Source organism: Nocardioides malaquae, assembly GCF_015070385.1.
GTDB classification, from domain to species: domain Bacteria; phylum Actinomycetota; class Actinomycetes; order Propionibacteriales; family Nocardioidaceae; genus Nocardioides; species Nocardioides malaquae.
In genome coordinates, this window is record NZ_JADCSA010000008.1 from 17,179 (window position 1) to 39,587 (window position 22,409).

At 71.4% G+C, this 22,409-nt stretch carries 19 protein-coding genes; 5 read left to right on the forward strand and 14 right to left on the reverse strand.

Going from position 1 to position 22,409, the window contains the following annotated elements:
- Positions 1–120: 120 nt before the first annotated feature.
- Both IEQ44_RS09510 and IEQ44_RS09515 read right to left on the reverse strand, forming a co-directional pair.
- The gene (locus tag IEQ44_RS09510; RefSeq protein WP_193638233.1) at positions 121–783 is read right to left on the reverse strand and encodes a LuxR C-terminal-related transcriptional regulator; all 663 of its coding nucleotides are present in this window, start codon (positions 781–783) and stop codon (positions 121–123) included.
- Positions 780–2,045, reverse strand: a complete 1,266-nt coding sequence (locus IEQ44_RS09515; protein ID WP_193638234.1) for an ATP-binding protein — start codon at positions 2,043–2,045, stop codon at positions 780–782. The genes IEQ44_RS09510 and IEQ44_RS09515 overlap by 4 nt, the downstream gene beginning before the upstream one ends.
- Before the next feature lie 109 nt (positions 2,046–2,154).
- Between IEQ44_RS09515 and IEQ44_RS09520 the strand changes: the two genes are divergently transcribed.
- Together IEQ44_RS09520 and IEQ44_RS09525 are read left to right on the forward strand one after the other, a co-directional pair.
- Entirely contained in the window at positions 2,155–3,360 is a 1,206-nt protein-coding gene (locus IEQ44_RS09520) for a PspC domain-containing protein (protein ID WP_193638235.1), read from the forward strand.
- Positions 3,357–3,677, forward strand: coding sequence for a hypothetical protein (locus tag IEQ44_RS09525; protein WP_193638236.1), 321 nt, complete (start codon positions 3,357–3,359; stop codon positions 3,675–3,677). Before IEQ44_RS09520 ends, IEQ44_RS09525 begins: the two co-directional genes overlap by 4 nt.
- Here IEQ44_RS09525 and IEQ44_RS09530 read toward each other — a convergent pair.
- Positions 3,567–4,658 (reverse strand): glycerophosphodiester phosphodiesterase family protein, encoded by a 1,092-nt coding sequence (locus IEQ44_RS09530; protein ID WP_193638237.1) that lies wholly within the window; start codon positions 4,656–4,658, stop codon positions 3,567–3,569. The genes IEQ44_RS09525 and IEQ44_RS09530 overlap by 111 nt on opposite strands.
- A gap of 187 nt (positions 4,659–4,845) precedes the next feature.
- On the opposite strand from IEQ44_RS09530, the gene IEQ44_RS09535 reads away from it, so the two are divergent.
- Both IEQ44_RS09535 and IEQ44_RS09540 read left to right on the forward strand, forming a co-directional pair.
- A complete protein-coding gene (locus IEQ44_RS09535; RefSeq protein WP_193638238.1) occupies positions 4,846–5,886 on the forward strand; it encodes an LLM class F420-dependent oxidoreductase in 1,041 nt (346 codons plus the stop codon).
- A gap of 148 nt (positions 5,887–6,034) precedes the next feature.
- The gene (locus IEQ44_RS09540; protein WP_193638239.1) at positions 6,035–7,924 is read left to right on the forward strand and encodes an AMP-dependent synthetase/ligase; all 1,890 of its coding nucleotides are present in this window, start codon (positions 6,035–6,037) and stop codon (positions 7,922–7,924) included.
- Positions 7,925–7,984: 60 nt separating this feature from the next.
- Here the strand turns inward: IEQ44_RS09540 and IEQ44_RS09545 are convergent, their stop codons facing one another.
- Positions 7,985–9,010: a substrate-binding domain-containing protein gene (locus tag IEQ44_RS09545; RefSeq protein WP_193638240.1), complete on the reverse strand. Its 1,026-nt coding sequence runs from the start codon at positions 9,008–9,010 to the stop codon at positions 7,985–7,987.
- Between the two features lie 200 nt (positions 9,011–9,210).
- Here IEQ44_RS09545 and IEQ44_RS09550 point away from each other — a divergent pair, with 200 nt between their 5' ends.
- Complete coding sequence (locus IEQ44_RS09550; RefSeq protein WP_193638241.1) at positions 9,211–10,080, forward strand: DUF4352 domain-containing protein; 870 nt, start codon at positions 9,211–9,213, stop codon at positions 10,078–10,080.
- 10 nt (positions 10,081–10,090) lie between these two features.
- Here IEQ44_RS09550 and IEQ44_RS09555 read toward each other — a convergent pair whose 3' ends face one another.
- The 10 genes from IEQ44_RS09555 to guaB form a co-directional block, all read right to left on the reverse strand.
- The gene (locus IEQ44_RS09555) at positions 10,091–10,687 is read right to left on the reverse strand and encodes a hypothetical protein (RefSeq protein WP_193638242.1); all 597 of its coding nucleotides are present in this window, start codon (positions 10,685–10,687) and stop codon (positions 10,091–10,093) included.
- Between the two features lie 56 nt (positions 10,688–10,743).
- A complete protein-coding gene (guaA, locus tag IEQ44_RS09560; RefSeq protein ID WP_193638243.1) occupies positions 10,744–12,312 on the reverse strand; it encodes a glutamine-hydrolyzing GMP synthase in 1,569 nt (522 codons plus the stop codon).
- A gap of 324 nt (positions 12,313–12,636) precedes the next feature.
- Complete coding sequence (locus IEQ44_RS09565; RefSeq protein WP_193638244.1) at positions 12,637–14,346, reverse strand: GMC oxidoreductase; 1,710 nt, start codon at positions 14,344–14,346, stop codon at positions 12,637–12,639.
- Positions 14,346–15,977, reverse strand: coding sequence for a succinic semialdehyde dehydrogenase (locus IEQ44_RS09570; RefSeq protein WP_193638245.1), 1,632 nt, complete (start codon positions 15,975–15,977; stop codon positions 14,346–14,348). The genes IEQ44_RS09565 and IEQ44_RS09570 overlap by 1 nt, the downstream gene beginning before the upstream one ends.
- A gap of 65 nt (positions 15,978–16,042) precedes the next feature.
- Positions 16,043–17,755 carry a glycerol-3-phosphate dehydrogenase/oxidase gene (locus tag IEQ44_RS09575; RefSeq protein ID WP_319804595.1) on the reverse strand — a complete coding sequence of 571 codons (1,713 nt, stop codon included), beginning with the start codon at positions 17,753–17,755 and terminating at the stop codon, positions 16,043–16,045.
- A 65-nt stretch (positions 17,756–17,820) separates the two neighbouring features.
- A complete protein-coding gene (locus tag IEQ44_RS09580) occupies positions 17,821–18,603 on the reverse strand; it encodes an NYN domain-containing protein (RefSeq protein WP_193638246.1) in 783 nt (260 codons plus the stop codon).
- Between the two features lie 47 nt (positions 18,604–18,650).
- Entirely contained in the window at positions 18,651–19,454 is an 804-nt protein-coding gene (locus IEQ44_RS09585) for a carbon-nitrogen hydrolase family protein (RefSeq protein WP_193638247.1), read from the reverse strand.
- On the reverse strand, positions 19,454–20,560 hold the full coding sequence (locus tag IEQ44_RS09590; RefSeq protein ID WP_193638248.1) for a GuaB3 family IMP dehydrogenase-related protein: 1,107 nt from the start codon (positions 20,558–20,560) through the stop codon (positions 19,454–19,456). Before IEQ44_RS09590 ends, IEQ44_RS09585 begins: the two co-directional genes overlap by 1 nt.
- Positions 20,561–20,565: 5 nt before the next feature.
- Positions 20,566–20,898 carry a hypothetical protein gene (locus IEQ44_RS09595; protein WP_193638249.1) on the reverse strand — a complete coding sequence of 111 codons (333 nt, stop codon included), beginning with the start codon at positions 20,896–20,898 and terminating at the stop codon, positions 20,566–20,568.
- 1 nt (position 20,899) lies between these two features.
- Positions 20,900–22,402 carry an IMP dehydrogenase gene (guaB, locus tag IEQ44_RS09600; protein ID WP_193638250.1) on the reverse strand — a complete coding sequence of 501 codons (1,503 nt, stop codon included), beginning with the start codon at positions 22,400–22,402 and terminating at the stop codon, positions 20,900–20,902.
- Positions 22,403–22,409: the final 7 nt, after the last annotated feature.

The following is a 22,409-nucleotide window of genomic DNA, read 5'->3' on the forward strand; positions in this document are numbered from 1 at the left end:
ACCCGTTCTCGACAACACGTCGGCAACCGCGACCGAGCACCCTCCCCGCAACTGTCGGCCCGATGAGTGTGGCGCCGGCGTGTCGCCCCATCAACCCGACAGTTGCGTTGGCGAGCCGGCTCAGAGGAGGCGGCGGTCCGAGGCCCACTTCGTCAGCTCGTGGCGTGAGCTGAGCTGGAGCTTGCGCAGCACCGACGACATGTGGGTCTCCACGGTCTTGGTGGAGATGAAGAGCTCCTTGGCGACCTCCTTGTAGGCGTAGCCCCGGGCGATCAGCCGCATCACCTCCCTCTCCCGCTCCGTGAGCCGGTCGAGGTCCTCGTCGACCTGCGCGACCTGGATCGTGCCGGCGAAGGCGTCGAGCACGAAGCCCGCCAACCGGGGCGAGAAGACGGCGTCGCCCTCGGCGACCCGCGCGATCGCCGCGACCAGCTCGGGGCCGGTGATGGTCTTGGTGACGTAGCCGCGGGCGCCGCCACGGATCGTGCCGATCACGTCCTCCGCCGCGTCGCTGACGCTCAGGGCCAGGAAGCGCGGAGCACCGCTCGGGGTGGTGGCGTGGACGCGGCGCATGACCTCCACCCCTCCCCCGCCGGGCAGGTGCACGTCGAGCAGCACCACGTCGGGTCGGGTGGCGGCGACCTGGGCGACCGCCTCGTCGACGTCGGCGGCCTCACCGACCACGTCGACCTGACCACCGGCCGTGGACTGGAGCTCGGCCCGCACCCCGACCCGGAACATCGCGTGGTCGTCGACGACGACGACCCTCACCGGCTGGTTCATCCATCCTCCTCGACCGGCATCCGGAGCCGGACCTCCGTGCCCTCGCCGGGAGCGGAGCGGACCACCGCCGTGCCCCCGTGCCGGGCCATCCTGTCGATGATGCTGTGCCGCACGCCCCACCGGTCGTCGCCCACCCCGTCGGGGTCGAAACCCACGCCGCGGTCGCGCACGAATGCCTCCACCGCGTCGGGGCTCGCCTCGACGTAGACGTCGACGCGACCGGTGCCGGCGTGCTTGGCGGAGTTGACCATCGCCTCACGTGCCGCGTGCACCAGGGGGCGCAGCGCCTCGTCCATGGGTCGGTCACCGACGGTGACCACGTCGACGACCACGCCGTGCTCGTCCTCGACCCGGGCGGCGCCCGCCCGCAGGGCACCGGCGACGGTGTCGGCGTCGGCCTCCTCCCCGGTGTAGAGCCAGGCCCGCAGCTCGCGCTCCTGCCCCCGCGCCAGACGTACGACCAGCTCCGGGTCGCCCGCGTTGCGCTGCACCAGCGCGAGCGTCTGCAGCACCGAGTCGTGCAGGTGGGCGGCCAGGTCGGCGCGCTCCTGGGTGCGGATGCGTTCGGCCCGCTCCGCGGAGAGGTCGTTGACCAGGCGCAGCACCCACGGACCGACCACGACGGCCAGGCCGGCGATGCCCAGCAGGCTCGCCAGCCAGACCTCGCGGGCCACCGCGACGCTCCCGCTGGTCAGGGCGAAGACGGCGACCGCGGCGAGCAGCAGGCCCACCCCCGCGGCGAGACGGACGTACGCCGCGGTGCCGCCCGCGCCGAAGACCGCGCGGAAGGGGTCGACGCGACCCGTCGGGTCGAGCCAGCGTTCGCGCTGCGCCTCGTCGGCCTGACGCCACAGGAGCGCCACCCCGACCCCGGCCAGCAGCACCGGCACCACCACCGCGCCTCGCCCCAGGATCGCCTCCACCGCGAAGACCAGACCCAGCCCGAGCGCCCCGAGCGCGAGCGCCAGACCGGCGTCGGCGAAGCGCTGCTGCGCGCGCGGGCGCCGCCCACCGCGGGAGGCGCTCTCCAACCCCGGCGCCGCCTCCTCGAAACGGGCGTCGGTGGGCAGGAAGAACCACCAGGCGGCGTAGAGCGCAATGCCCAACCCGCTGATCGCGGTGGTCAGCACGAAGCCCAGTCGCACCCACAGGACCGGTACGCCCAGGTGGGTGGCCAACCCGGACGCCACCCCACCGACCAACGGGTCGGTGGAGTTGCGGGTCGCGCGGCGGAAGGGCGCGGCTTCGGTCGGACTCTCCATGGTGGCTCCATCGTGTCAGGAGCTGCGGCTCCGCGACCATGAGGAGTGACCCCCGGGTCACCCCTGGCGCTGCCCCGCCGACCCCGGGGCAGGATCAGGGTCGTCCCCGATGGCCGCGGACGCGCGACCCGACGAGGCTGGAGCCATGGACGAGACGACCACCCCCGGCCCGGAAGAGCCCCCGGCCGGCACCACCACGACCGCACCGCCACCTGGCCCCGACTGGGAACGGGTGCGCGACGTGCCCCGGCTGCAGCGGCCCACCGACCGGATGGTCGCCGGCGTCTGCGCCGGGCTGGGCCGCCACCTCGCCATCGACCCGTTGGTGCTGCGGGTGGCCTTCGGCGTGCTGGCCTTCTTCGGCGGCGCGGGCATCCTGCTCTACGGCGCTGTGTGGCTGCTGCTGCCCGAGGAGGGCAACGAGCGGGCACCCCTGCACCTGGACGAGCGCAGCCGTGGCTTCGCGCTCGCCGGGGTCGCGGTGCTGGCGGGGCTCGCCCTGGTCGGTGACTCCTGGGGGCTCTACTGGTTCCCGTGGCCGCTGGCCCTCCTCGCCCTGGTCGCGTGGGTGCTGTACGACCGCAGCCGCGTCGCCTCGACGGCCGCGGCCCCCACCCCGCCGACCGCACCCATGGCGACCCCCGGCTCCGCGCCGGCGCAGGCGTACGCCCCCGCCCCGACCTGGACACCCGCGCGCCCCCGCGACCCGCGACGTCGGGGTCCGGTGCTCTTCTGGTTCACCCTCGCGCTCGTCGTGCTGGCGATGGGGGTGCTCGGCACCGTCGAGCTGGCCGGCGTGCCGGTGGTCGCCAGCGCCTACCCCGCGCTCGCGCTGGCCCTCTGCGCGACCATGCTGCTGGTGGGCGCCTTCTGGGGCCGCGCCGGTGGCATCGTCGCCCTCGCCCTGGTGGCCACAGTGGCCACCGTCGGCGCCCTGGGCGTCGAACGGTGGGACACCGCGGGCCGCCTCGTCGAGGCCGTGCCCGCGAGCGCCGACGACGTGCGCGCCTCCTACGACCTGCGACGGGGCGAGCTGCGCCTCGACCTGACCGAGGTCGACGACCTCGACGCGCTCGACGGCCGTGAGGTGGTCCTCGAGGCCGGGGCGGGTCGCGTCCTGGTCGTGGTGCCCGACGAGCTCGGCGTCGACGTCGCAGCCGAGGTCGGTGGCCCGGGAGCGATCCAGCTGCCGGACCGCCCTGAGGCAGGGGGCATCGCGATCTCCTCCGACGCCTCCTTCGGCCCGGAGGAGGCACCGCGACTCGACCTGCGCGTCGAGCTCGGGGTCGGCCAGATCGAGGTGGTCCGACGATGAGCACGACGCCGCAGGACCCGACCCACCCCATCCCGGAGCTGACCATGGACGAGACCGAGAGCGGGTTCCACCCCGTCAACCTGACCCACCTGGTGATGGGCATCGCCTTCGCCGGCCTGGCCGCCATCTGGGCGGCCGTCACCGCCGGGTGGCTTCCCCTCGACGACCTGCGCTGGGTGCTGCCGGTGCCCTGGCTGCTCGCCGGCTCAGCGGGCCTGCTGGCGACGACGCTGGGCGGACGCCGCCGCGAACGCGTCTCGCGCGGCGACGGCGATGTCGGGGTGGTCGGTGATCACCCGGTCGACCCCCGCGCGTAGGAACGCGGTCACCTCCCCGGACATGTCGCCCAGCGGCACGGCGTCGTCGCCGGCCCGCAACGCCGGCGGCAAGAAGCGGTTCTCGGCCCGCAGCGTCCACACCTGCAGGGTGAGTCCGAGGCGGTGGGCGTCGCGCACCAGCGGGGTCACGGCCTCGTGGGCACCGTCGTCCCCGACCGGCAGCACCAGCTCCTTGGTGGGGCCCACGCCATGGGCGTACCGGCCCACCCACGCCAGGCCCTCGGGCGTGGCGAGCTCTGCGTACGTCCTGGCCTCGGCGCTGCCACGCAGGTCGCGGGGGGTGCGGTGCGCCGCGCCCAGGAGCTGCACGCGCGGCACCCGCGACCGGCTCGCGAGCTCGCGCAGCACCCGGGTCTCGAAGGCCATGATCGTGACCGGGGAGTCGGGCCGGTCGAGGTCGTGGCGGCGCAGGGCGGCCAGCAACGGGTCGACGAGCCCGAGGCCCAGCGCGGCGAAGTGGCTGGGGTTCTTGAGCTCGAGCAGGATGCCGACGGGTCGGCCTCGGCGCAGACCTTCGGCCGTCGCCATCGCCAGGACCTCGTCCAGCGTCGGCACGCCCTCCCGACCGTCGTAGAGGGTGTTCGAGACCCGGAGCCGCGCCTTGCGCTCGCGTGCGGTGAGACGCTTGACCTCGTCGAGGGTGAAGTCCTCGGTGAACCAGCCGCGCACGGTCTTGCCGTCGACCGAAGCGACCCGGTGGCGGCGTGCGAAACGTGGCACCCGCTCGACGTCGGTGGTGCGGGAGAGCTCGCTCTCGTGACGGGCCACGAGGACACCGTCAGCGGTGGGGACGAGGTCGACCTCGATGTCGTCGGCACCCATGCGGATGGCGGTGCGGTAGGCCTCGAGCGTGTGCTCGGGGCGGTAGCCGCTGGCGCCGCGGTGGGCCGCGACGAGCGGACGCTCCAGAAGGCTGCGGGACTCGTCCGGGGCGGGCGGTGGAGCGAGCAGTGTGTCCATGGCTCGACGGTGGGTCGGGTGGTCGACCGCTGGCCGGCGCGCGGGAGGCCGGGGAGTGACGGGGCGGTGAATCCTTCACCACGGCGTCACGGTCCTTGCCATCGTGACAGTTCTTCTGTCAGAGTCCGGGAGGGTGTGGCCTGCCCGCCGCACACCGCCCGCAACCCCCAGAAGATCGAGGTGCCCGGTGAAGCTCGCCACCATGCTCATGTACGACGGCAACCCCCGCAACGCGGCCGACACGGTCGTCTCCTACGAGAAGGCCGGCCTCGAGCAGGTCTGGGTCGCGGAGGCCTACGGCTTCGACTCCCCCACCCTGATGGGCTACCTCGCCGCCAGGACCGAGACGGTCGAGATCGGTGCGGCGATCCTCAACATCTACTCGCGCACCCCCGGAGCGCTGCTGCAGACCGCGGCAGGTCTCGACAACGTCTCGGGCGGCCGCGCGATCCTGGGCCTTGGCGCCTCCGGGCCGCAGGTCATCGAGGGCTTCCACGGCGTGCCCTACCGCAAGCCGCTGGCGCGCACCGCCGAGATCGTCGATCTGGTGCGACGTGGCCTCCGGCGCGAGGTGCTGACCAACGACGGCGAGTTCCACCTGCCGCTCACCAAGGAGCACGGCGCGGTCACCGGGCTGGGCAAGCCGCTCAAGCTGCTCACCCACCCCGAGCGCGACTCCATCCCGATCTGGATCGCGGCGCTGGGCGGCAAGAGCGTCGAGCAGACCGCGGAGATCGCCGACGGCTGGATCCCGCACCTGTTCCACCCCGAGAAGGCGCACCTGGTCTGGGGCGACGCCCTCGAGGCCGGCAAGGCGAAGCGTCAGGAGGGGTTGGCGCCGCTGCAGATCATGGCCAACGCGATGGTCGCGATCGGTGAGGGCCCCGAGACCAAGCAGATGCTCGACTTCGCGCGTCCGCTCTTCGCGCTCTACGTGGGCGGCATGGGCGCCAAGGGCAAGAACTTCTACAACGACGTCGCCAAGGCGTACGGCTACGAGAAGGAGGCCGAGCAGATCCAGGAGCTCTACCTCTCCGGCAAGAAGAAGGAGGCCGAGGCGCTCGTTCCGCTGGAGTGGCTGGAGGCCGCCAACCTCGTCGGACCTGAGTCGTACGTCCGTGAGCGCATCGCCGCCTTCGCCGAGGCCGGCGTCACCACGCTGTCGGTCACGCCCGCGTCGGCCGACCCGGTCGCCACCATGGCCCAGGTGAAGGAGATGCTCTCCTGACCATCCGCTCCACCTCCCGCAGGGCCGTCGCCGCAGCGACGGCCCTGCGGCATTTGTGCGTCGGAACCCTCGCCAATTCGGCCCACCATGGGTGAGACTCAGGTCACATCTGGCCGTTGACCACCGCTCGACCCCGCGAGAGGCACGCATGACCGACGTGATGACCGAACGTTCCCGCATCGAGGCCCTCATCGAGGGCCGCACCCTGGTGCACCACCTCGACCAGACTGCTGAGGCCTGGGGCGACGAGCCCGGCTACTCCGACCGGAACGACGTGGAGTCGGGGTGGCGGACCTTGACGTGGGCCGAGACCCGGGAGGCCGCGCGAGACGTCGCGGCCGGCTTCGTCGCGCTCGGCGTCGACGCGGGCGTACCGCTGGCGATCATGGCGACCAACCGCATCGAGCACGTGCTGGCCGACCTCGGTGCCGTGCACGCGGGCGCGATCCCGATGTCGATCTACAACACCTCTTCACCCGAGCAGGTGGCCTACATCGCCAACCACTCCGGAGCCCGCCTGGTGGTCGTGGAGACCGCCGACCACCTGGCTCGCTGGCGCACCGCCATCGAGGCCGACCCCGAGCTGACCGTGGTGGTGATCGACGAGGACATCCTCCCCGACGGCGACCGCTACCTGACCTGGGCCGAGCTCGTGGCGGCCGGCCGCGCCCTGCGGCGCGACACCCCGCAGCGCCTGGACGAGCGGATCGCCGCGCTCAGCCCGCAGAGCCCGGCCACGATCCTCTACACCTCCGGCACCACCGGCAACCCCAAGGGCGTGGTGCTCACCCACGCCAACGTGCTCTACGAGGCCCGCAGCACGATGGAGGCCGCCGGGCTCATCGACGACCGTCAGATCCAGGTGAGCTACCTGCCGCTCGCCCACATCGCCGAACGCGTCCTGGGCATCTACGGACCCGTCATGCAGGGCAGTCACCAGCACTGCATCGCCGACCCGACCCTGCTGCTGGCCACCCTCGGCGAGGTGCGCCCGACCGCCTTCTTCGGGGTGCCCCGCGTCTGGGAGAAGATCCAGACCGGAATCTCGGCCAAGCTGGCGGCCGACCCCGACCCCGCCAACGTGAAGCTGGTGCAGGACTCGATGGCCGCAGGGCTGGCGTGGGTCTCCGCGCAGGAGACCGGCAGCGTGATGACCCCGGAGATCGAGGCTGCCTACGCCAAGGCCGACGAGGCCATCCTGGGATTCCTCAAGCTGCTGCTCGGGCTGGACCGGGTGCGCTGGTGTGCCTCGGCCTCGGCCCCGATGCCGGTGGAGACGACCCGGTTCATGGCTGGGCTGGGCCTCAAGGTCTACGACGTCTACGGGATGACCGAGACCTGTGGAGCAGTGACCGTCAACGGTCCCGGTCACTTCCGCATGGGCACGGTGGGTGTCGCGACACCCGGCATGGAGGTCAAGCTCGCCGACGACGGTGAGGTGCTGGTCCGCGGTCCGGTCAACACGCCCGGCTACCACCGCAACCCCGAGGCGACCGCGGCCCTCGTCGACGCGGACGGATGGCTGCACACCGGCGACATCGGCACCCTGGACGACGACGGCTTCTTCTCCATCATCGACCGGAAGAAGGAGCTGATCATCACCTCTGTCGGCAAGAACGTCGCTCCCTCCAACATCGAGAACCACCTCAAGGAGTCGCCCCTCATCGGCCACGCGATGGCCATCGGCGACAACCGGCCCTACATCGTCGCCGTGCTCACCCTCGACGGCGAGGTGGCGCCGATCATGGCCGAAAAGATGGGCGTGGAGTTCACCGACCTGGCCGACCTCTCCACCAAGCCTGAGATCAGGGCCGCGGTGCAGGCCGCCGTCGACCGGGCCAACGAGAAGCTCTCGCGCCCCGAGCAGGTCAAGGCGTTCGCGCTGCTCGCCCACGAGTGGACGGCCGAGTCGGAGGAGCTGACGCCCTCCCTCAAGCTGAAGCGCCGGGTGGTGAGCCGCAAGTACGCCGAGCTGGTGGACGGGCTCTACGCCGACGACCGGCAGGGAGCGGGGTCGACGGTCGCGGCCCCCGCCTGAACCGTCGAGGGAGGTGCGCAGGGCCGGGTCAGCGCAGGGCCGGGTCAGCGCAGGGCCAGGTCAGCGCAGGGCCAGGTCCTCGCACGCTCGCCGGGTGGCGCCGTCGCAGATGTCGTCCAGCGTGTGCACCCCGTCACGCACGACGGTCTCGGCGACGGTGGCCGGCGTGACCGCGACGGGTTCGACCAGCGTCGCCGGGACGCCCTGGTAGTCGGTGCTGCCCTCGGGTGACTCCCCCAGCATCAGGTCGATGGCGGCGTCGGCGGCGCGCTGGGCCATGGTGCGGATCTGCTTGTAGACCGTCATGCCCTGCTCGCCGGCGACGAGTCGACGCACGGCCGCGAGCTCGGCGTCCTGCCCGCTGATCCACGGCCGCTGCCCGCGCGCCAGACCCAGGTCGTCGAAGGCGGCCACGACCCCGGACGCCTGGGTGTCGTTGCCGACCAGGAGGGCATCGACGCGCCCCAGACGTGACCGCTCGGCCCGGACGAACTCCTCGGCCTCCTCCGCGCTCCAGCTGTCAGGGCGGGCCTCGGCGACGACCTCGACGCGGTGACGGCGGAAGACTCCTCGCGCCGCCTCCCGGATCTGGGTGGCGTTGTCATCGCCGGCAGCGCCGTTGACCATCATCACCCTGGCCCGGCGGCCGACGGCGTCGACCAGTGCGGTGGCCATCAGTCGCCCGATCACGGCGGGGTCGGCGGAGACGAAGTGGTCGGCGCCCGGTAGGAAGCGGTCGTAGGCAATGACCGGGACCTCCTCCGCGGCGGCGATCATCTCGGCGGCACGTTCGCCGTCGACCGCGTTGAGCACGATCACGTCGGCGCCGGCCTCGAGCGCCTCGTCGAACTGCTGGGCCTGGCGCTCGGCGTCACCGTCGGCGGTCCACGTCAGGTAGTCACACCCCCGGCAGGAGTCCTCCAGGTGCTGGGCGAAGACGGGTTCGTCGACGGCCTGCCACCGCTCCGCCTGCGAGGAGGCGAGCAGGAAGGCGACCACGGCCTTGTCCGGCTTCACGCAGCCGGCCAACCCCAGACCGGCGACCGTGACCAGCACGGCCAGGACGAGACGGAGGGAGGAACGCATGACCCGCATCTTCCCACGCAGGTCGTGGCGGGGACCCCTGTGACCACTCCGTGCGCCGGATGACTGCGCGCAACCGTCCTGTGGATGGTGGCGCGCAGCAGTGCCCCACCACCCCTAGCCTTGGGCGCTGGCGCCGGCGAGTCAGGACCGGCGCCGCACGTGTCAGCACGTCCGCACTTCTGTACCCCGGGGGAAACACCATGACCGACCAGCCACCGACCTACCAGCAGCCGCCGACCCACCAGCCGAACGGCATCGGCTCCCAGCTCACCGGGGGCGTGCTCGGCATCATCGGCGCCGTGGTGGCGCTGGTCACCGTCGCGGGCAGCTACGTGATCGTGCGGTGGCTCGACGACCCCGGCGTGGTCTTCACCCTCTTCGTCGGCGTCTGCCTGGTCGCGCTGGCGGTGCTGGCGCTGCTCGCCGGTCGCCGCAACGCGCTGGCCCCCTTCGTCGCCATCGCCCTGCTGCTCCCCTTCTTCAGCGTGCTGTCGGCCGGGTTCGCCCTCGGCCAGCGGATCGAGGACTCGCTGGAGGACCTCTTCGGCTCCTCCGACTCCGAGGACTCCCTCTCGTTCGGTGACGACGAGGAGGAGGCCGACGCCGCCGAGGACGCGGTCGCCCTCGGCGAGGAGGGCACCTCCGGGATGTTCACCGTGGTCGTCTCCGGCGTCGAGTGCACCGACACCCTGACCGACGCCGAGCGCAACCCCGACTGGGACTACACCGACGAGACCAAGGAGTACGTCGACGTCGAGGCCCCGGACGGCAAGCAGTTCTGCGTGGTGGCCAGCACCTGGACCAACTCCTCCAAGGAGCCGGACTCGATCTGGATGGGCCTGGGCAAGCTCGTGACCGCCGACGGCACCTCCTACGCCCCCACCGACGACGACTCGGGCTACAGCCGGCGCATGGCCGAGCAGGCGGGGTACGACGGCAGCACCCTCAACCCCGGCGACACCGCCGAGGTGCGCAGCGTCTTCACGGTGCCTGCCGGCGTCGAGGCCACCCACGCCGTGGCCGAGGGGTTCGGCTTCGACGAGCCCTCGGTCTGGTTCGAGCTGGAGTGACGTCCGTGGGTCAGCGCGGGCGCGTCGCCTCGTCGGGACGCGCGCCGCGCTGCTTCGCCAGCCCCAGCCCCAGACGTACGACGTGCACCGCCTCACCCATGATGCGACGCACCACCTTGAACTCCGCGGGGGTCCACTGCAGTCGGTGGTCGACGAGGCCGAAGTGGTCGGGCATGGTCGCGCGGGTCAGCTTGTCGTAGCACTCGTCGGCCAGCCGCCCCTTGTCATTGAAGGGGAGACCGAGGGTGTGGGCGACGTCGGTGGCGAAGTTCCACAGGAACATCGCCGACTGCGGCGCGACCGGGGCCCGCTCACTCTCGAGCCGGCGCTGGGCACCGGTGAAGTCCATGAGGGTCGCCTGGTCCGAGCTGATGCCGGCGTCCCAGTCGACCTCCCACTCCGACTCCTCGGCGTGGGCGACGGCCGCCTCCACCGACTCCCAGGTCATCACCCTGCCGTCGCGGGCGGCGAGCACCTCGCGGTCGCCCGGGCCCCTGCCCCACCAGACGACCACGTCGCGCCCGTCCAGGCGCACCACGACGGCCTGGCCCGGAGCGGGAACGACGGCGGGTCTGGCCTCGGGCGAACCCTTCTTGTGCGCAACCATGTCGACCATTGTCGCGGGGCGTCCCAGCAGCGACGCCCGCGGTCAGGCGGAGGGGGTCACTCCCACTCGATGGTGCCCGGGGGCTTGGAGGTGATGTCGATGGTGACGCGGTTGACCTCGGCGACCTCGTTGGTGATCCGGGTGGAGATCTTCTCCATCACCTCGTAGGGCAGGCGCGCCCAGTCGGCGGTCATGGCGTCCTCGCTGGTCACGGGGCGCAGCACGACGGGGTGGCCGTACGTACGTCCGTCGCCCTGCACGCCCACCGAGCGCACGTCGGCGAGCAGCACCACCGGCATCTGCCAGATCTCGCGGTCGAGGCCGGCCTTGGTCAGCTCCTCGCGGGCGATGGCGTCGGCCTGGCGCAGGGTGTCGAGCCGGTCCTTGGTGACCTCGCCGATGATCCGGATGCCGAGGCCCGGACCCGGGAAGGGCTGGCGCCACACCATGCGCTCGGGCAGGCCGAGCTGCTCGCCGACCGCGCGGACCTCGTCCTTGAAGAGCGCCCGCAGGGGCTCGACGAGGTCGAAGTTGAGGTCGTCGGGCAGGCCGCCGACGTTGTGGTGCGACTTGATGGTCGAGGTGCCCGCACCGCCGCCGGACTCGACGACGTCGGGGTAGAGCGTGCCCTGGACGAGGAAGGCGGTCTCGCCCTCCTTCGCGTCACCGAAGACGCGCACCTGCGCCGCCTCGAACGTACGGATGAACTCATGACCGATGATCTTGCGCTTCGTCTCCGGCTCGGTGACGCCGGCCAACGCGGTCAGGAACTGGTCCTCGGCGTCGACCACGTCGAGGGAGTCGAAGACCTCCTCGAAGTCCTTGCGGACCTGCTCGGTCTCGCCCTGGCGCATCATCCCGTGGTCGACGTAGACACAGGTGAGTCGGTCGCCGATGGCACGCTGCACCAACGCGGCAGCCACCGCGGAGTCGACACCGCCGGAGAGCGCGCAGATCGCGCGGCCCTCCCCGACCTGCTCACGGATCTTCTCGACCTGCTCCTCGACGACGTTGAGCATCGTCCACGTCTGCCGGCAGCCGGCGATGTCGTGCAGGAAGTGCTCGAGCACCTGCTGGCCGTGCTCGGAGTGGAGCACCTCGGGGTGCCACTGCACGCCGGCCATGCGCCGCTCGAGGTCCTCGAAGGCGGCGACCGGGGTGACCTCGGTCGAGGCCAGCACGGAGAAGCCCGACGGGGCCTGGACGACCGTGTCGCCGTGGCTCATCCACACGTTGTGCGCGGCCGGCATGCCCTCCAGAAGGGTGCCTGGCTGGCTGACCGTCACCGGCGTACGTCCGTACTCGCGCGTCCCGGTCGAGGCGACCTCGCCGCCGAGGCCCTGCGCCATGAGCTGGAACCCGTAGCACATGCCGAAGACGGGCACACCGGAGGTGAAGATCGCCGGGTCGACGCCCGGGGCGCCGTCGGCGTAGACGCTGGAGGGACCGCCCGACAGGATGATGGCGGCCGGCTTGCGCTCGAGCATCTCCTCGACGCTCGTGCCGTGCGGCACGATCTCGGAGTAGACGCGAGCCTCGCGGACACGGCGGGCGATCAGCTGGGCGTACTGGGCCCCGAAGTCAACCACCAGGACGAGATCGTGCTCGGGGAGCGCAGCATTCATGGCCAGATGGTAGCGAACGGAGGCTCCGCGGCCCGCGCCCGGGGACGCGCTGCCCCACCCCGGAAATGCACCAGCCGGAAATGCACCAGCCCAGAAATGCACCAGGGCCCGACCGGGAGGGAGGGTGGTCGGGCCCTGGTCGTCCACCTGGACGTGAAGACCAGCTGGGCGACGACCCGCGCATCAAAAGGGAGGGAGAGATGCTGCGGGCCTGCAATAGCCCCATGATGGCCCATTCGGAGGGGAAAATCCCCTGTATTCAGTAAATCCTCACTGATTTCTTGGGGACTGTCCGGTGGGTGGTCGCCGCAGAGCGACGAACGGTCAGCTCACCGCCACGATCGGGAGCCGCAACGCCCCCGGGGCGTGGGTCGGCACGGCCGGACGGCGAGGAGCGACCGGCGTGATCGGCTGGTACTCCTCCCCCAACGGCGGACGCGGGTCGGCCTCGCCCTTGTTGGGCCAGAACGCCATGGCGCGCTCGGCCTGGGCGGTGATCGTCAGCGACGGGTTGACCCCCAGGTTTGCCGAGATGGCCGACCCGTCGACGACGTGCACGCCCTCGTGGCCGTAGAGCCGCTGGTAGGGGTCGACGACGCCCGTCTCCGGACTGTCCCCGATCGTGCACCCGCCGATGAAGTGGGCGGTCAACGGACGGTTGAAGGGCTCGCCGATGTTGCCTCCCGGCGTGCCGCGGACCGTGTCGGCCATCCGCCGGGTCGCGTCGTAGGCCTCGGGGATGTAGGTCGGGTTGGGCTCGCCGTGACCCTGCCTGCTCGACATGAACCATCCGAACGGCGTCTTCTTCGGCACCGTGGTGATGGAGTTGTCGCGGCTCTGCATCACCAGCGCGATGATCGTCCGCTCCGACCAGTGCCGCAGGTCGTAGAGGTCGAGCACCTCGCGCCGTTTGGCCCACATCTCGCGCAGCCACGTCTTCACCCGGGCCTCCCCGGGGATCTCGTCGGCCAGCACGGTCTGCAGGAGCGACATCACGTTGCTGCCGCGTCCGTAGCGCACCGGCTCGATGTGGGTCTGGGCATCGGGGTGGAACGACGACGTGATCGCCACGCCGTAGCTGTAGTCGACCGACCGGTCCGGGGCGATCGCGCCCAGGATGGCCTCGGAGTTGGTGCGCGCCAGCATGCCGAGGCGGTCGGAGACCTGCGGCAGGTCACCGGTCGCCTTGAGCTTGTGCAGCAGCTTCTGGGTGCCCAGCGAGGCCGCCGAGAAGATGACCTGGTCGCAGGTGAACGTCTTCACGGCCGTGCGGCGCGACAGCTTCGCCTTCGTCCAGCGCGCGGTGACCTCGTAGCCACCGCCGGCGCGGGGGCGTACGCGCGTGACCGTGGTCATCGGGTGGACCACCGCGCCGAGCTGCTCGGCGAGGTGGAGGTAGTTCTTCACCAGCGTGTTCTTGGCGTTGTGGCGGCACCCCGTCATGCACTCACCGCAGTTGCGGCAGGTGTTGCGCGCGGGGCCCACCCCGCCGAAGTAGGGGTCCTCGACCTCCTCGCCCTCCGCCTGGCCGGGGCCACCGAAGAAGACACCCACCGGGGTGGGGTGGAAGGTCTCCCCCACACCCATCTCGACGGCGACCTTCTCCATCACGTCGTCCGAGGGCGTACGCACCGGGTTGGTCACCACGCCCAGCATGCGCTTGGCCTGGTCGTAGTAGGGCGCCAGCTCGGCCCGCCAGTCGGTGATGTGCGACCAGGAGGGGTCGGAGTAGAAGGCATCCAGCGGCTCGTAGAGCGTGTTGGCGTAGACCAGCGACCCGCCGCCCACACCCGCTCCGGCCAGGATCATGCAGTCGCGCACCATGTCGATGCGCTGGATGCCGTACAGCCCGGCGGCCGGCGCGAAGAGGTAGCGCTTGAGGTCGAACGAGGTGCTCGGGAAGTCGTCGTCAGCGAAGCGGGCGCCGGCCTCGAGCACGCCGACCTTGTAGCCCTTCTCGCTCAGCCGCAGGGCGCTGACCGATCCTCCGAAGCCCGAACCGATGACGACGACGTCGTAGTGCGTGGCACCCATCAGGCGCGACCCACCTTCTTGAGCACCTTGAGCGCGGTGGTCATGATCGCGGCGTACTTCTCCTCCGACAGGCCCAGCGGCGGGGTGATCGCCGGACCGTGCTGCGTGCCGACCGACTGGGTCTCGGTGTAGCGCAGGATGCCCTCGGCGCCCTGGCGACGGCCCAGGCCCGACTCACGCATGCCGCCCATCGGTGCCGCGAGCGAGCCGAACGCCGCACCGAAGGGCTCGTTGACGTTGACCGTGCCGGCCTTGAGCAGCCGCGCGAGCATGCGACCCCGCTTGGTGTCGCGGGTGTAGATCGAGGCGTTGAGGCCGTAGAGACCGTCGTTGGCCCGGTCGACCGCCTCGGACTCGTCGTGGAAGCGGTAGAGGGAGACCAGCGGACCGAAGGTCTCGTTGGCGAAGCAGGTCATGTCCGGGGTGACGCCCTCCAGCACGGTGGGCTCGTAGTAGTAGGGCCCCAGGTCGGGGCGGGCCCGGCCACCGGTGAGCACCCGGGCGCCCTTGGCCACCGCGTCGGCCACGTGCGCCTCGACCGTGTCGAGCTGGGCCTGGCTGACCAGGGTGCCCATGTCGACCTCCCAGGCGGTCGACGCCCCGAGGGTCAGCGCCTGCGTGCGCGAGACGAAACGCTCGACGAACCGGTCGTAGACCTGGTCGGCCACGAAGATGCGCTCCATCGAGATGCAGAGCTGGCCGGAGTTGGAGAAGGACCCGCGCACCGCGCCCTCGGCGGCCCGCTCGAGCGGGGCGTCGCGCAGCACCAGCATCGGGTTCTTGCCGCCGAGCTCGAGGGAGCACCCGATCAGCCGCTCGGCGGCCTGGGCGGCGATCTTCTTGCCGGTGGCGGTTGAGCCGGTGAAGCAGATGTAGTCGGCGCGCGCCATCATCGGCGTGCCGACGTCGGCGCCGGCGCCGGAGACGACCTGCCAGAGGTCGGCGGGGAACCCCGCCTGCTCGAGCAGCTCTGCCCCCAGCAGTCCGGTCAGGATCGTCTGCTGGTCGGGCTTGGCGACCACCGCGTTGCCCGCGGCGAGTGCCGGGAGGCCGTCGCAGAGCGCGAGGGTGAAGGGGTAGTTCCAGGGCGAGATGATGCCCACGACGCCCTTGGGGATCTGGTTGACCTCGACGTGGGTCAGCGCCGGGAACATGCCCGGGACCCGACGGCTGCGCAGGTGGTCGGCCGACGTACGCCCGTAGTAGCGCGCCGTCATCGCCAGGTGGGCGACCTCGAGGAAGGCGTCCTTGCGGGACTTGCCCGACTCCAGGCAGATGACCTCGCAGATCTCCTCGCGACGCTCCAGCACGACGTCGTGCAGCCGCAGCAGCATCCGCTCCCGCTCGGCCACCGGCACCAGTGCCCAGGCCCGCTGGGCGGCGCGCGCACGCACGAAGGCGGCGTCGACGTCGGCCTCCTCGCTCTGCGGCACCTGCCCCAAGGGCTGGTTGCCCAGCGGGGAGACGTGGTCGCGCAGGCGGCCGCCCGAGCTCGGGATCCGCGACGTCAGCGCAGCGACGTAGGCGAGGTCGAGGGCATAGCTGGCATTGCGGTGGTGCTCGGGGTCGCGGGGGCCGTCACCCAAGGGGCTGCTGGACGAGGGGCCACTGGATGCGGGGCTGGCAGTCATGGACCGAGAGTATGTGACCTGGACAATAGTCGGCTACCTCTGCCCCGCGATGCAGGACAGATGACTCACACGATGTCAGGCGCCTGCACCCGAGCCTCGTCCGCCTCCGTGTCCGTGGGCATCAGCTGGCTCTGCCGCTCGGCCTCGACGCGTCGCATCCAGTGGTCGACCTCCCGCTCGACCTCCGCTCGGCTCCACCCCAGCTCGCCGGCCATCAGGGTGGCTACCTCGCGGGCGCAGAGCGTGCCCCGGTCGAACGTCTCGATGGAGATGCGGGTCCGGCGCGCCAGCACGTCGTCGAGGTGGCGGGCACCTTCGTGGGTGACCGCGTAGACGACCTCGGCAGCCAGGTAGGCGTCGGCGTGCTCGAGCGGACGCCCGAGCTCGGGGCGTCGCTCCACGAGCGCGAGCACCTCGTCGACCAGGCCGCCGTAACGGCCCAGCAGCCGGTCGATGCGTCCGACCTCAAGGCCGGTGACCCGGGAGAGTGCGACCCGCTGGTTGCTGCGGGCCTCGAAGCCGTAGGCGCCCACCAGCGGTACCCGGTCGGTCAGCGACGGACGCACGCCCTCGACGTCGGCCACCGCCACGTCGACGGCGTCGCGCGCCATCACCCGGTAGGTGGTGAGCTTGCCGCCGGCGATCAGCACCAGGCCGGGGATCGGGCTGATCGTGGTGTGCTCGCGGGAGAGCTTCGTCGTCTCGGCCTCGACCCCAGCCTTCCGCAGCGGCTTGAGCAGGGGCCGCAGACCTGCATACACCCCCACCACGTCGGAGTGGTCGAGCGGCACCTTCAGCAGCGCGTTGACCTGGTCGAGCAGGTAGTCGATGTCGGTGCGGCTCGCGGCCGGGTGGGCCAGGTCGAGGTCCCACGGGGTGTCGGTCGTGCCGATGATCCAGTGGCGGTCCCACGGGATCACGAAGAGCACCGAGTGCGGGGTCTTGGTGATGAAGCCGGTCTCGGAGCGGATCCGGTCGCGCGGCACCACGAGGTGGATGCCCTTGGATGCGTCGACGTCGAGCGCACCCTCCCCGCCGAGCATCTCCTGGATCTGGTCGGTCCAGACGCCGGCCGCGTTGATCACGGTGCGGGCCCGGACGGTGAGGTCGACCCCGTTCTCCAGGTCGCGCGCGGTGACGCCGACGATCCGCTCGCCCTCGCGCAGGAAGCCGGTGACCTGGGTGCGGGTGGCGACGTGGGCGCCGTTGTTGGCGGCCGTGCGCGCCAGCGTCACCACGAGGCGGGCGTCGTCGACCTGCGCGTCGTAGTAGCGGATCGCGCCGTGCAGCGCGTCGGTGCGTACGTCCGGCGCGAGGCGCGCGAGCTCCTTGCGGAAGACGTGCTTGTGGCGCGGCACGCCCATCTCGTACTTGCCCGCCATCGCCATGGCGTCGTAGAGCGCGATCCCGGCGCCCACGTAGGGGCGCTCCCACGCGTGCTGCAGCGGGTAGAGGAACGGGACCGGACGCACGAGGTGCGGCGCGAGCCGGGTCAGCAGCAGACCGCGCTCCTCCAGCGCCTCCTTGACCAGGGCGAAGTCGAACATCTCCAGGTAGCGCAGGCCACCGTGCACCAGCTTCGAGCTGCGGCTCGAGGTGCCCGAGGCGAGGTCGCGCTGCTCGATCAGCCCGACGCTCAGGCCACGGGTGACCGCGTCGAGCGCGGCCCCGGCACCCACCACCCCGGCTCCGACCACCAGCACGTCGAGCTCGCCGTCGGCCATCGCAGCGATCGCTGCAGCGCGGGAGTCAGGGTTCAGGGCGATCGGTTGGGTCACGCCGTCAGTCTGTCACCCCTTGGTTGCACGCAGGTGAACACCGACCGCCGGGGCGGGCCGACCGCTCACCCCTTCGTCTTCTGCCGGATCTCCACCGCACCGCCACCGTTGCCCCCGTCGGGACGGCGGACCTCGAAGAGGCCGATGGCGCTCACGAGGTCGATCAGCTTCGCGTAGCCCCAGTTGCGGGAGTCGAAGTCGGGTGACTGCTTGGCGGCGGTCGAGCCCACCAGGCCGAGGTTGGCCCATCCGTCGTCGTCGGAGGCCGAGGCGATCGCGCCCCGCAGCAGCTGGACGAGAGCAGAGTCGCTCCGTAGCTGCTTGCTCGACTGCCGTGGTGTGGGGCGGTTGGGCTCGTCGACCTCGGGCGCGGCGTCGGGGTCGGCCTCCGCCTCCGCGTCGGCGCTCGCCACGCCCATCACGTCGGTGTAGATGAAGCGGTCGCAGGCCGCACGGAACGCCTCGGGCGTCTTGCGCTCCCCCACCCCGTAGACCGTCATCCCCGACTCGCGCAGCCGCGCGGCCAGACGGGTGAAGTCAGAGTCAGAGGAGACCAGCACGAAACCGTCGAGCCGGTCGGAGTAGAGCAGGTCCATCGCGTCGATGATCAGCGCGGAGTCGGTGGCGTTCTTGCCCTTGGTGTAGGCGAACTGCTGCATCGGCTGGATCGCGTGCTGGTTGGCCGCGGCCTTCCAGCCCCCCAGCTGCGGGGTGGTGAAGTCGCCGTAGATGCGACGGACGGTCGCGGTACCGAGGGTGGCGACCTCCGCCATCAGGGCGTCGATCCGGCTCGCCTGGGCGTTGTCGGCGTCGATGAGCACGGCAAGTCGGGCGTCGTTGGCGGCCATGCCGGGAGGGTAGCGGGTGGCGCCTGACGACCGGGGCGCTGCGGCACTCAGCCGCGCCGGCGCACCCCGAGGTCGGGCAGCCGGTCGGCGTGCATGGGGTGCGCAGCGCGGGTGGCCTCCATCAGGGCCGGGTCGAGGTCGGCGACGGCGAGTCCTGCCTCCCTGGCGAGGCGGGCCAGTGGCCGCCCCTCGGGGTCGTAGACCGCCGAACCGCCCGCGAAGACGGCGTCGCCGTGCGCGCACTCCCCCGTCGCGCCGGCGAAGAGCACGAAGATCCCGTTGTCGAGGGCGCGCGCCGGGTAGTAGGTGTCACGCCGGTGCTCACCCCCGACGAAGAAGGCTCCGGAGTTTACGTAGAGCCGGGCACCGTCGTCGGCCGCGGCGCGCGCGTGCTCGGGGAAGGACCCGTCGTAGCAGACCGAGAGCGCGACCTGCCATCCGTCGACGGTGATCGAGGCGCCGTGGTCACCGGCGACGAAGCGGCTGCGCTCCAGGTCGCCGGAGAGGTGCTGCTTGTCGTAGGGCACCCGCACGGAGCCGTCGACGTCGACCACGACGCTCGAGAGCGTACGCCCCCGCTCGCGCGCCACCGGGGCGTTGAGCACGACGGTGGTCCCGGTCTCCCGGACCGCCGCGATGAGCGGCGCCAACAGCTCGGGCACGGCGTCGACGTGTGGGGCCGAGGCGAACGCCTCGGGGCAGTAGCCGGTGAGGAAGGCCTCGGGCAGCGCGAGGAGGCGCACGCCCCGGGCCCCCGCCTGCCGGGTCAGGTCGACGGCGGTGGCGACGTTGCGCGTGACGTCACCGCAGACCGCAGGCGCCTGACCGGCAGCCACCCGCAGGGTGTCCATCAGCCGACGACGACCTCGACGCGCTGGAACTCCTTGATGTCGGTGTAGCCGGTGGTCGCCATCGAGCGACGCAGGGCCCCGACGAGGTTCATGGTGCCGTCGGCGACGCGGGAGGGACCGAACATGATCTCGCGCAGCGAACCCACCGGCTCGAACTCGACGCGCTTGCCGCGCGGCAGGTCGGCGTGGTGGGCCTCGTTGCCCCAGTGGAACCCGCGGCCCGGCGCCTCGGTGGCCCGCGCGAGGGGCGAGCCGACCATCACGGCGTCGGCGCCGCAGGCGATGGCCTTGGGGATGTCGCCGGAGCGACCGATGGAGCCGTCGGCGATGACGTGCACGTAGCGACCGCCCGACTCGTCGAGGTAGTCACGGCGGGCAGCGGCGACGTCGGAGACCGCGGAGGCCATCGGCACCGCGATGCCCAGGACCGTACGGGTGGTGTGCGCGGCGCCGCCCCCGAAGCCGACCAGCACGCCCGCGGCTCCGGTGCGCATGAGGTGGAGGGCAGCCTGGTAGGTGGCGCACCCGCCGACGATCACCGGCACGTCGAGCTCGTAGATGAACTCCTTGAGGTTGAGCGGCTCGGCGTTGGAGGAGACGTGCTCGGCCGAGACGGTGGTGCCGCGGATGACGAACATGTCGACGCCCGCGTCGACCACGGTCTTGGCGAACTCCTTGGTGTGACCCGGCGAGAGCGACCCGGCCACCGTCACGCCGGCCTCACGCATCTGCTTGAGGCGGGCGGTGATCAGCTCGGCCTTGATCGGCTCGGTGTAGATCTCCTGCAGGCGACGGGTGCCGTCGAGGCCACGCAGCGACGCGACCTCCTCCAACAGGTCGGTGGGGTCCTCGTAGCGCGTCCACAGACCCTCCAGGTTGAGCACGCCCAACCCGCCAAGGCGACCGAACTCGATCGCGGTGGCCGGCGACATCACCGAGTCCATGGGGGCGGCGAGCACGGGCAGGTCGAAGCGGTAGGCGTCGATCTGCCAGGCGGTGCTGACCTCCTCGGGGTCACGCGTACGTCGCGACGGCACGATGGCCACGTCGTCGAAGGCGTAGGCGCGGCGCGCGCGCTTGTTCTTGCCGATCTCGATCTCGGTCACGTCTCTCAGTCTCCCAGAACGTCTGCCCCGGAGCGTTCCCGCTCCAGGTGAAGGCTTCCCACTCCGTCGAGCGGGAGGTGCGGATCTCCGAGCCATTCCACGGTGACGCGACCGTCGGCCCGGAGGGCGAGTCGGGCCGCGGCCGGGCCGACCCGGTTGCTCATGTGCAGCAGCCAGGCGCCGTCGGCCGGCGTGCCGCGCAGGTATCCGTGCTCGTCGATCCAGGCGGCGAGGTCGCCGAGATGGGCGTCGGTACGCAGGTGCGCGGCCGCCACGTGTGGCGCGCGCACCTCATCGTCACCGACCACGGAGTCGCGGGTGACCTGGACGATGGTCACGTCAGATCCCGGAGTAGTTGGGGGCCTCGACGGTCATCTGCACGCCGTGGGGGTGGCTCTCCTTCAGCGAGGCCGAGGTGATCCGCACGAACTTGCCCTTCTCCTGCAGCTCGGGGATCGTGCGGGCGCCGACGTAGAACATCGACTGGTTGAGACCACCGATGAGCTGGTGGGACACCGCGCCCAACGGCCCGCGGTAGGCCACCTGACCCTCGATGCCCTCGGGCACGATCTTGTCGTCGCTGACGACCTCGGCCTGGAAGTAGCGGTCCTTGGAGTAGGACTTCTTGCCGCGGCTCGACATCGCCCCCAACGAGCCCATGCCCCGGTAGGACTTGAACTGCTTGCCGTTGACGAAGACGAGCTCACCCGGCGACTCCTCGCAGCCCGCCAGCAGCGAGCCGAGCATGACGGAGTCAGCGCCGGCGACGATGGCCTTCGCGATCTCACCCGAGTGCTTCATGCCGCCGTCGGCGATGACGGGCACACCGGCCGGCCTGGCGGCGAGCGACGCCTCGTAGACCGCGCTCACCTGCGGGACGCCGACCCCGGTGACGACGCGGGTCGTGCAGATCGAGCCCGGCCCGACACCGACCTTGATGGCGTCGGCGCCGGCGTCGACGAACGACTGGGCGCCGGCGCGGGTCGCGACGTTGCCGCCGATGACCTGGACGTGCTTCGTCGCCGGGTCGGTCTTGAGCCTGCGGACCATGTCGAGCAGGAGGTGCACGTGTCCGTGCGCGGTGTCGGCGACGAGCACGTCGACGCCTGCCTCGACGAGGGTGGTGGCGCGCTCCCAGGCGTCTCCGAAGTAGCCGATGGCCGCGCCGACCAGGAGGCGGCCGTCGGCGTCGTAGGAGGCGTGGGGAAACTGCTCGCTCTTGACGAAGTCCTTGACGGTGATGAGACCGGTCAGGGTGCCGTCGGGGTCGACCAGCGGCAGCCGCTCGCGCTTGTGGGCGCGCAGCAGGGCGGTGGCGTCGTCACGGTCGATCCCGGTGGGGCCGGTGATCAGGGGCATCGGCGTCATCACCTCGTCGACCTTGGTGGTGGCCCACTCCGCGACGGGGGTGAAGCGCAGGTCGCGGTTGGTGATGATGCCGATCAGCTTGTTGCCTGCCTCGACCACGGGCAGGCCGGAGACCCGGTACTCGCCGCAGATGCGGTCGAGCTCCTCCAGGGTGGCGTCGGGGCCGATCGTGACGGGGTTGGAGATGATGCCGGTCTGCGTCCGCTTCACCAGGTCGACCTGGTAGGCCTGGTCCTCGATCGAGAGGTTGCGGTGCAGCACGCCGATGCCGCCCTGCCGGGCCATGGCGATCGCCATCCGCGACTCGGTCACGGTGTCCATGGCGGCGCTGAGCAGCGGGACCTTGATGGAGATCTCCCGCGTCAGGCGAGTGGTGGTGTCGATCTCGTCAGGCGCGAGGTCGGACTCCCCCGGCAGCAGCAGGACGTCGTCGTAGGTCAGGCCGAGCGATGCAAACTTCTCCGGAATCTCCACCCCGCGA

Excerpts from the sequence above, each read along its gene's own strand:
- IEQ44_RS09530 (WP_193638237.1), bottom strand. The coding sequence starts at position 4,658 with ATGGACACACTGCTCGCTCCACCGCCCGCCCCGGACGAGTCCCGCAGC.
- IEQ44_RS09545 (WP_193638240.1), bottom strand. The coding sequence starts at position 9,010 with ATGCGTTCCTCCCTCCGTCTCGTCCTGGCCGTGCTGGTCACGGTCGCC.
- IEQ44_RS09585 (WP_193638247.1), bottom strand. The coding sequence starts at position 19,454 with ATGGACACCCTGCGGGTGGCTGCCGGTCAGGCGCCTGCGGTCTGCGGT.
- guaA (WP_193638243.1), bottom strand. The coding sequence starts at position 12,312 with ATGAATGCTGCGCTCCCCGAGCACGATCTCGTCCTGGTGGTTGACTTC.
- IEQ44_RS09525 (WP_193638236.1), top strand. The coding sequence starts at position 3,357 with ATGAGCACGACGCCGCAGGACCCGACCCACCCCATCCCGGAGCTGACC.
- IEQ44_RS09580 (WP_193638246.1), bottom strand. The coding sequence starts at position 18,603 with ATGGCCGCCAACGACGCCCGACTTGCCGTGCTCATCGACGCCGACAAC.
- IEQ44_RS09520 (WP_193638235.1), top strand. The coding sequence starts at position 2,155 with ATGGCCGCGGACGCGCGACCCGACGAGGCTGGAGCCATGGACGAGACG.
- IEQ44_RS09515 (WP_193638234.1), bottom strand. The coding sequence starts at position 2,045 with ATGGAGAGTCCGACCGAAGCCGCGCCCTTCCGCCGCGCGACCCGCAAC.
- IEQ44_RS09565 (WP_193638244.1), bottom strand. The coding sequence starts at position 14,346 with ATGGGTGCCACGCACTACGACGTCGTCGTCATCGGTTCGGGCTTCGGA.
- IEQ44_RS09550 (WP_193638241.1), top strand. The coding sequence starts at position 9,211 with ATGACCGACCAGCCACCGACCTACCAGCAGCCGCCGACCCACCAGCCG.
- IEQ44_RS09555 (WP_193638242.1), bottom strand. The coding sequence starts at position 10,687 with ATGGTTGCGCACAAGAAGGGTTCGCCCGAGGCCAGACCCGCCGTCGTT.
- IEQ44_RS09570 (WP_193638245.1), bottom strand. The coding sequence starts at position 15,977 with ATGACTGCCAGCCCCGCATCCAGTGGCCCCTCGTCCAGCAGCCCCTTG.
- IEQ44_RS09540 (WP_193638239.1), top strand. The coding sequence starts at position 6,035 with ATGACCGACGTGATGACCGAACGTTCCCGCATCGAGGCCCTCATCGAG.
- IEQ44_RS09510 (WP_193638233.1), bottom strand. The coding sequence starts at position 783 with ATGAACCAGCCGGTGAGGGTCGTCGTCGTCGACGACCACGCGATGTTC.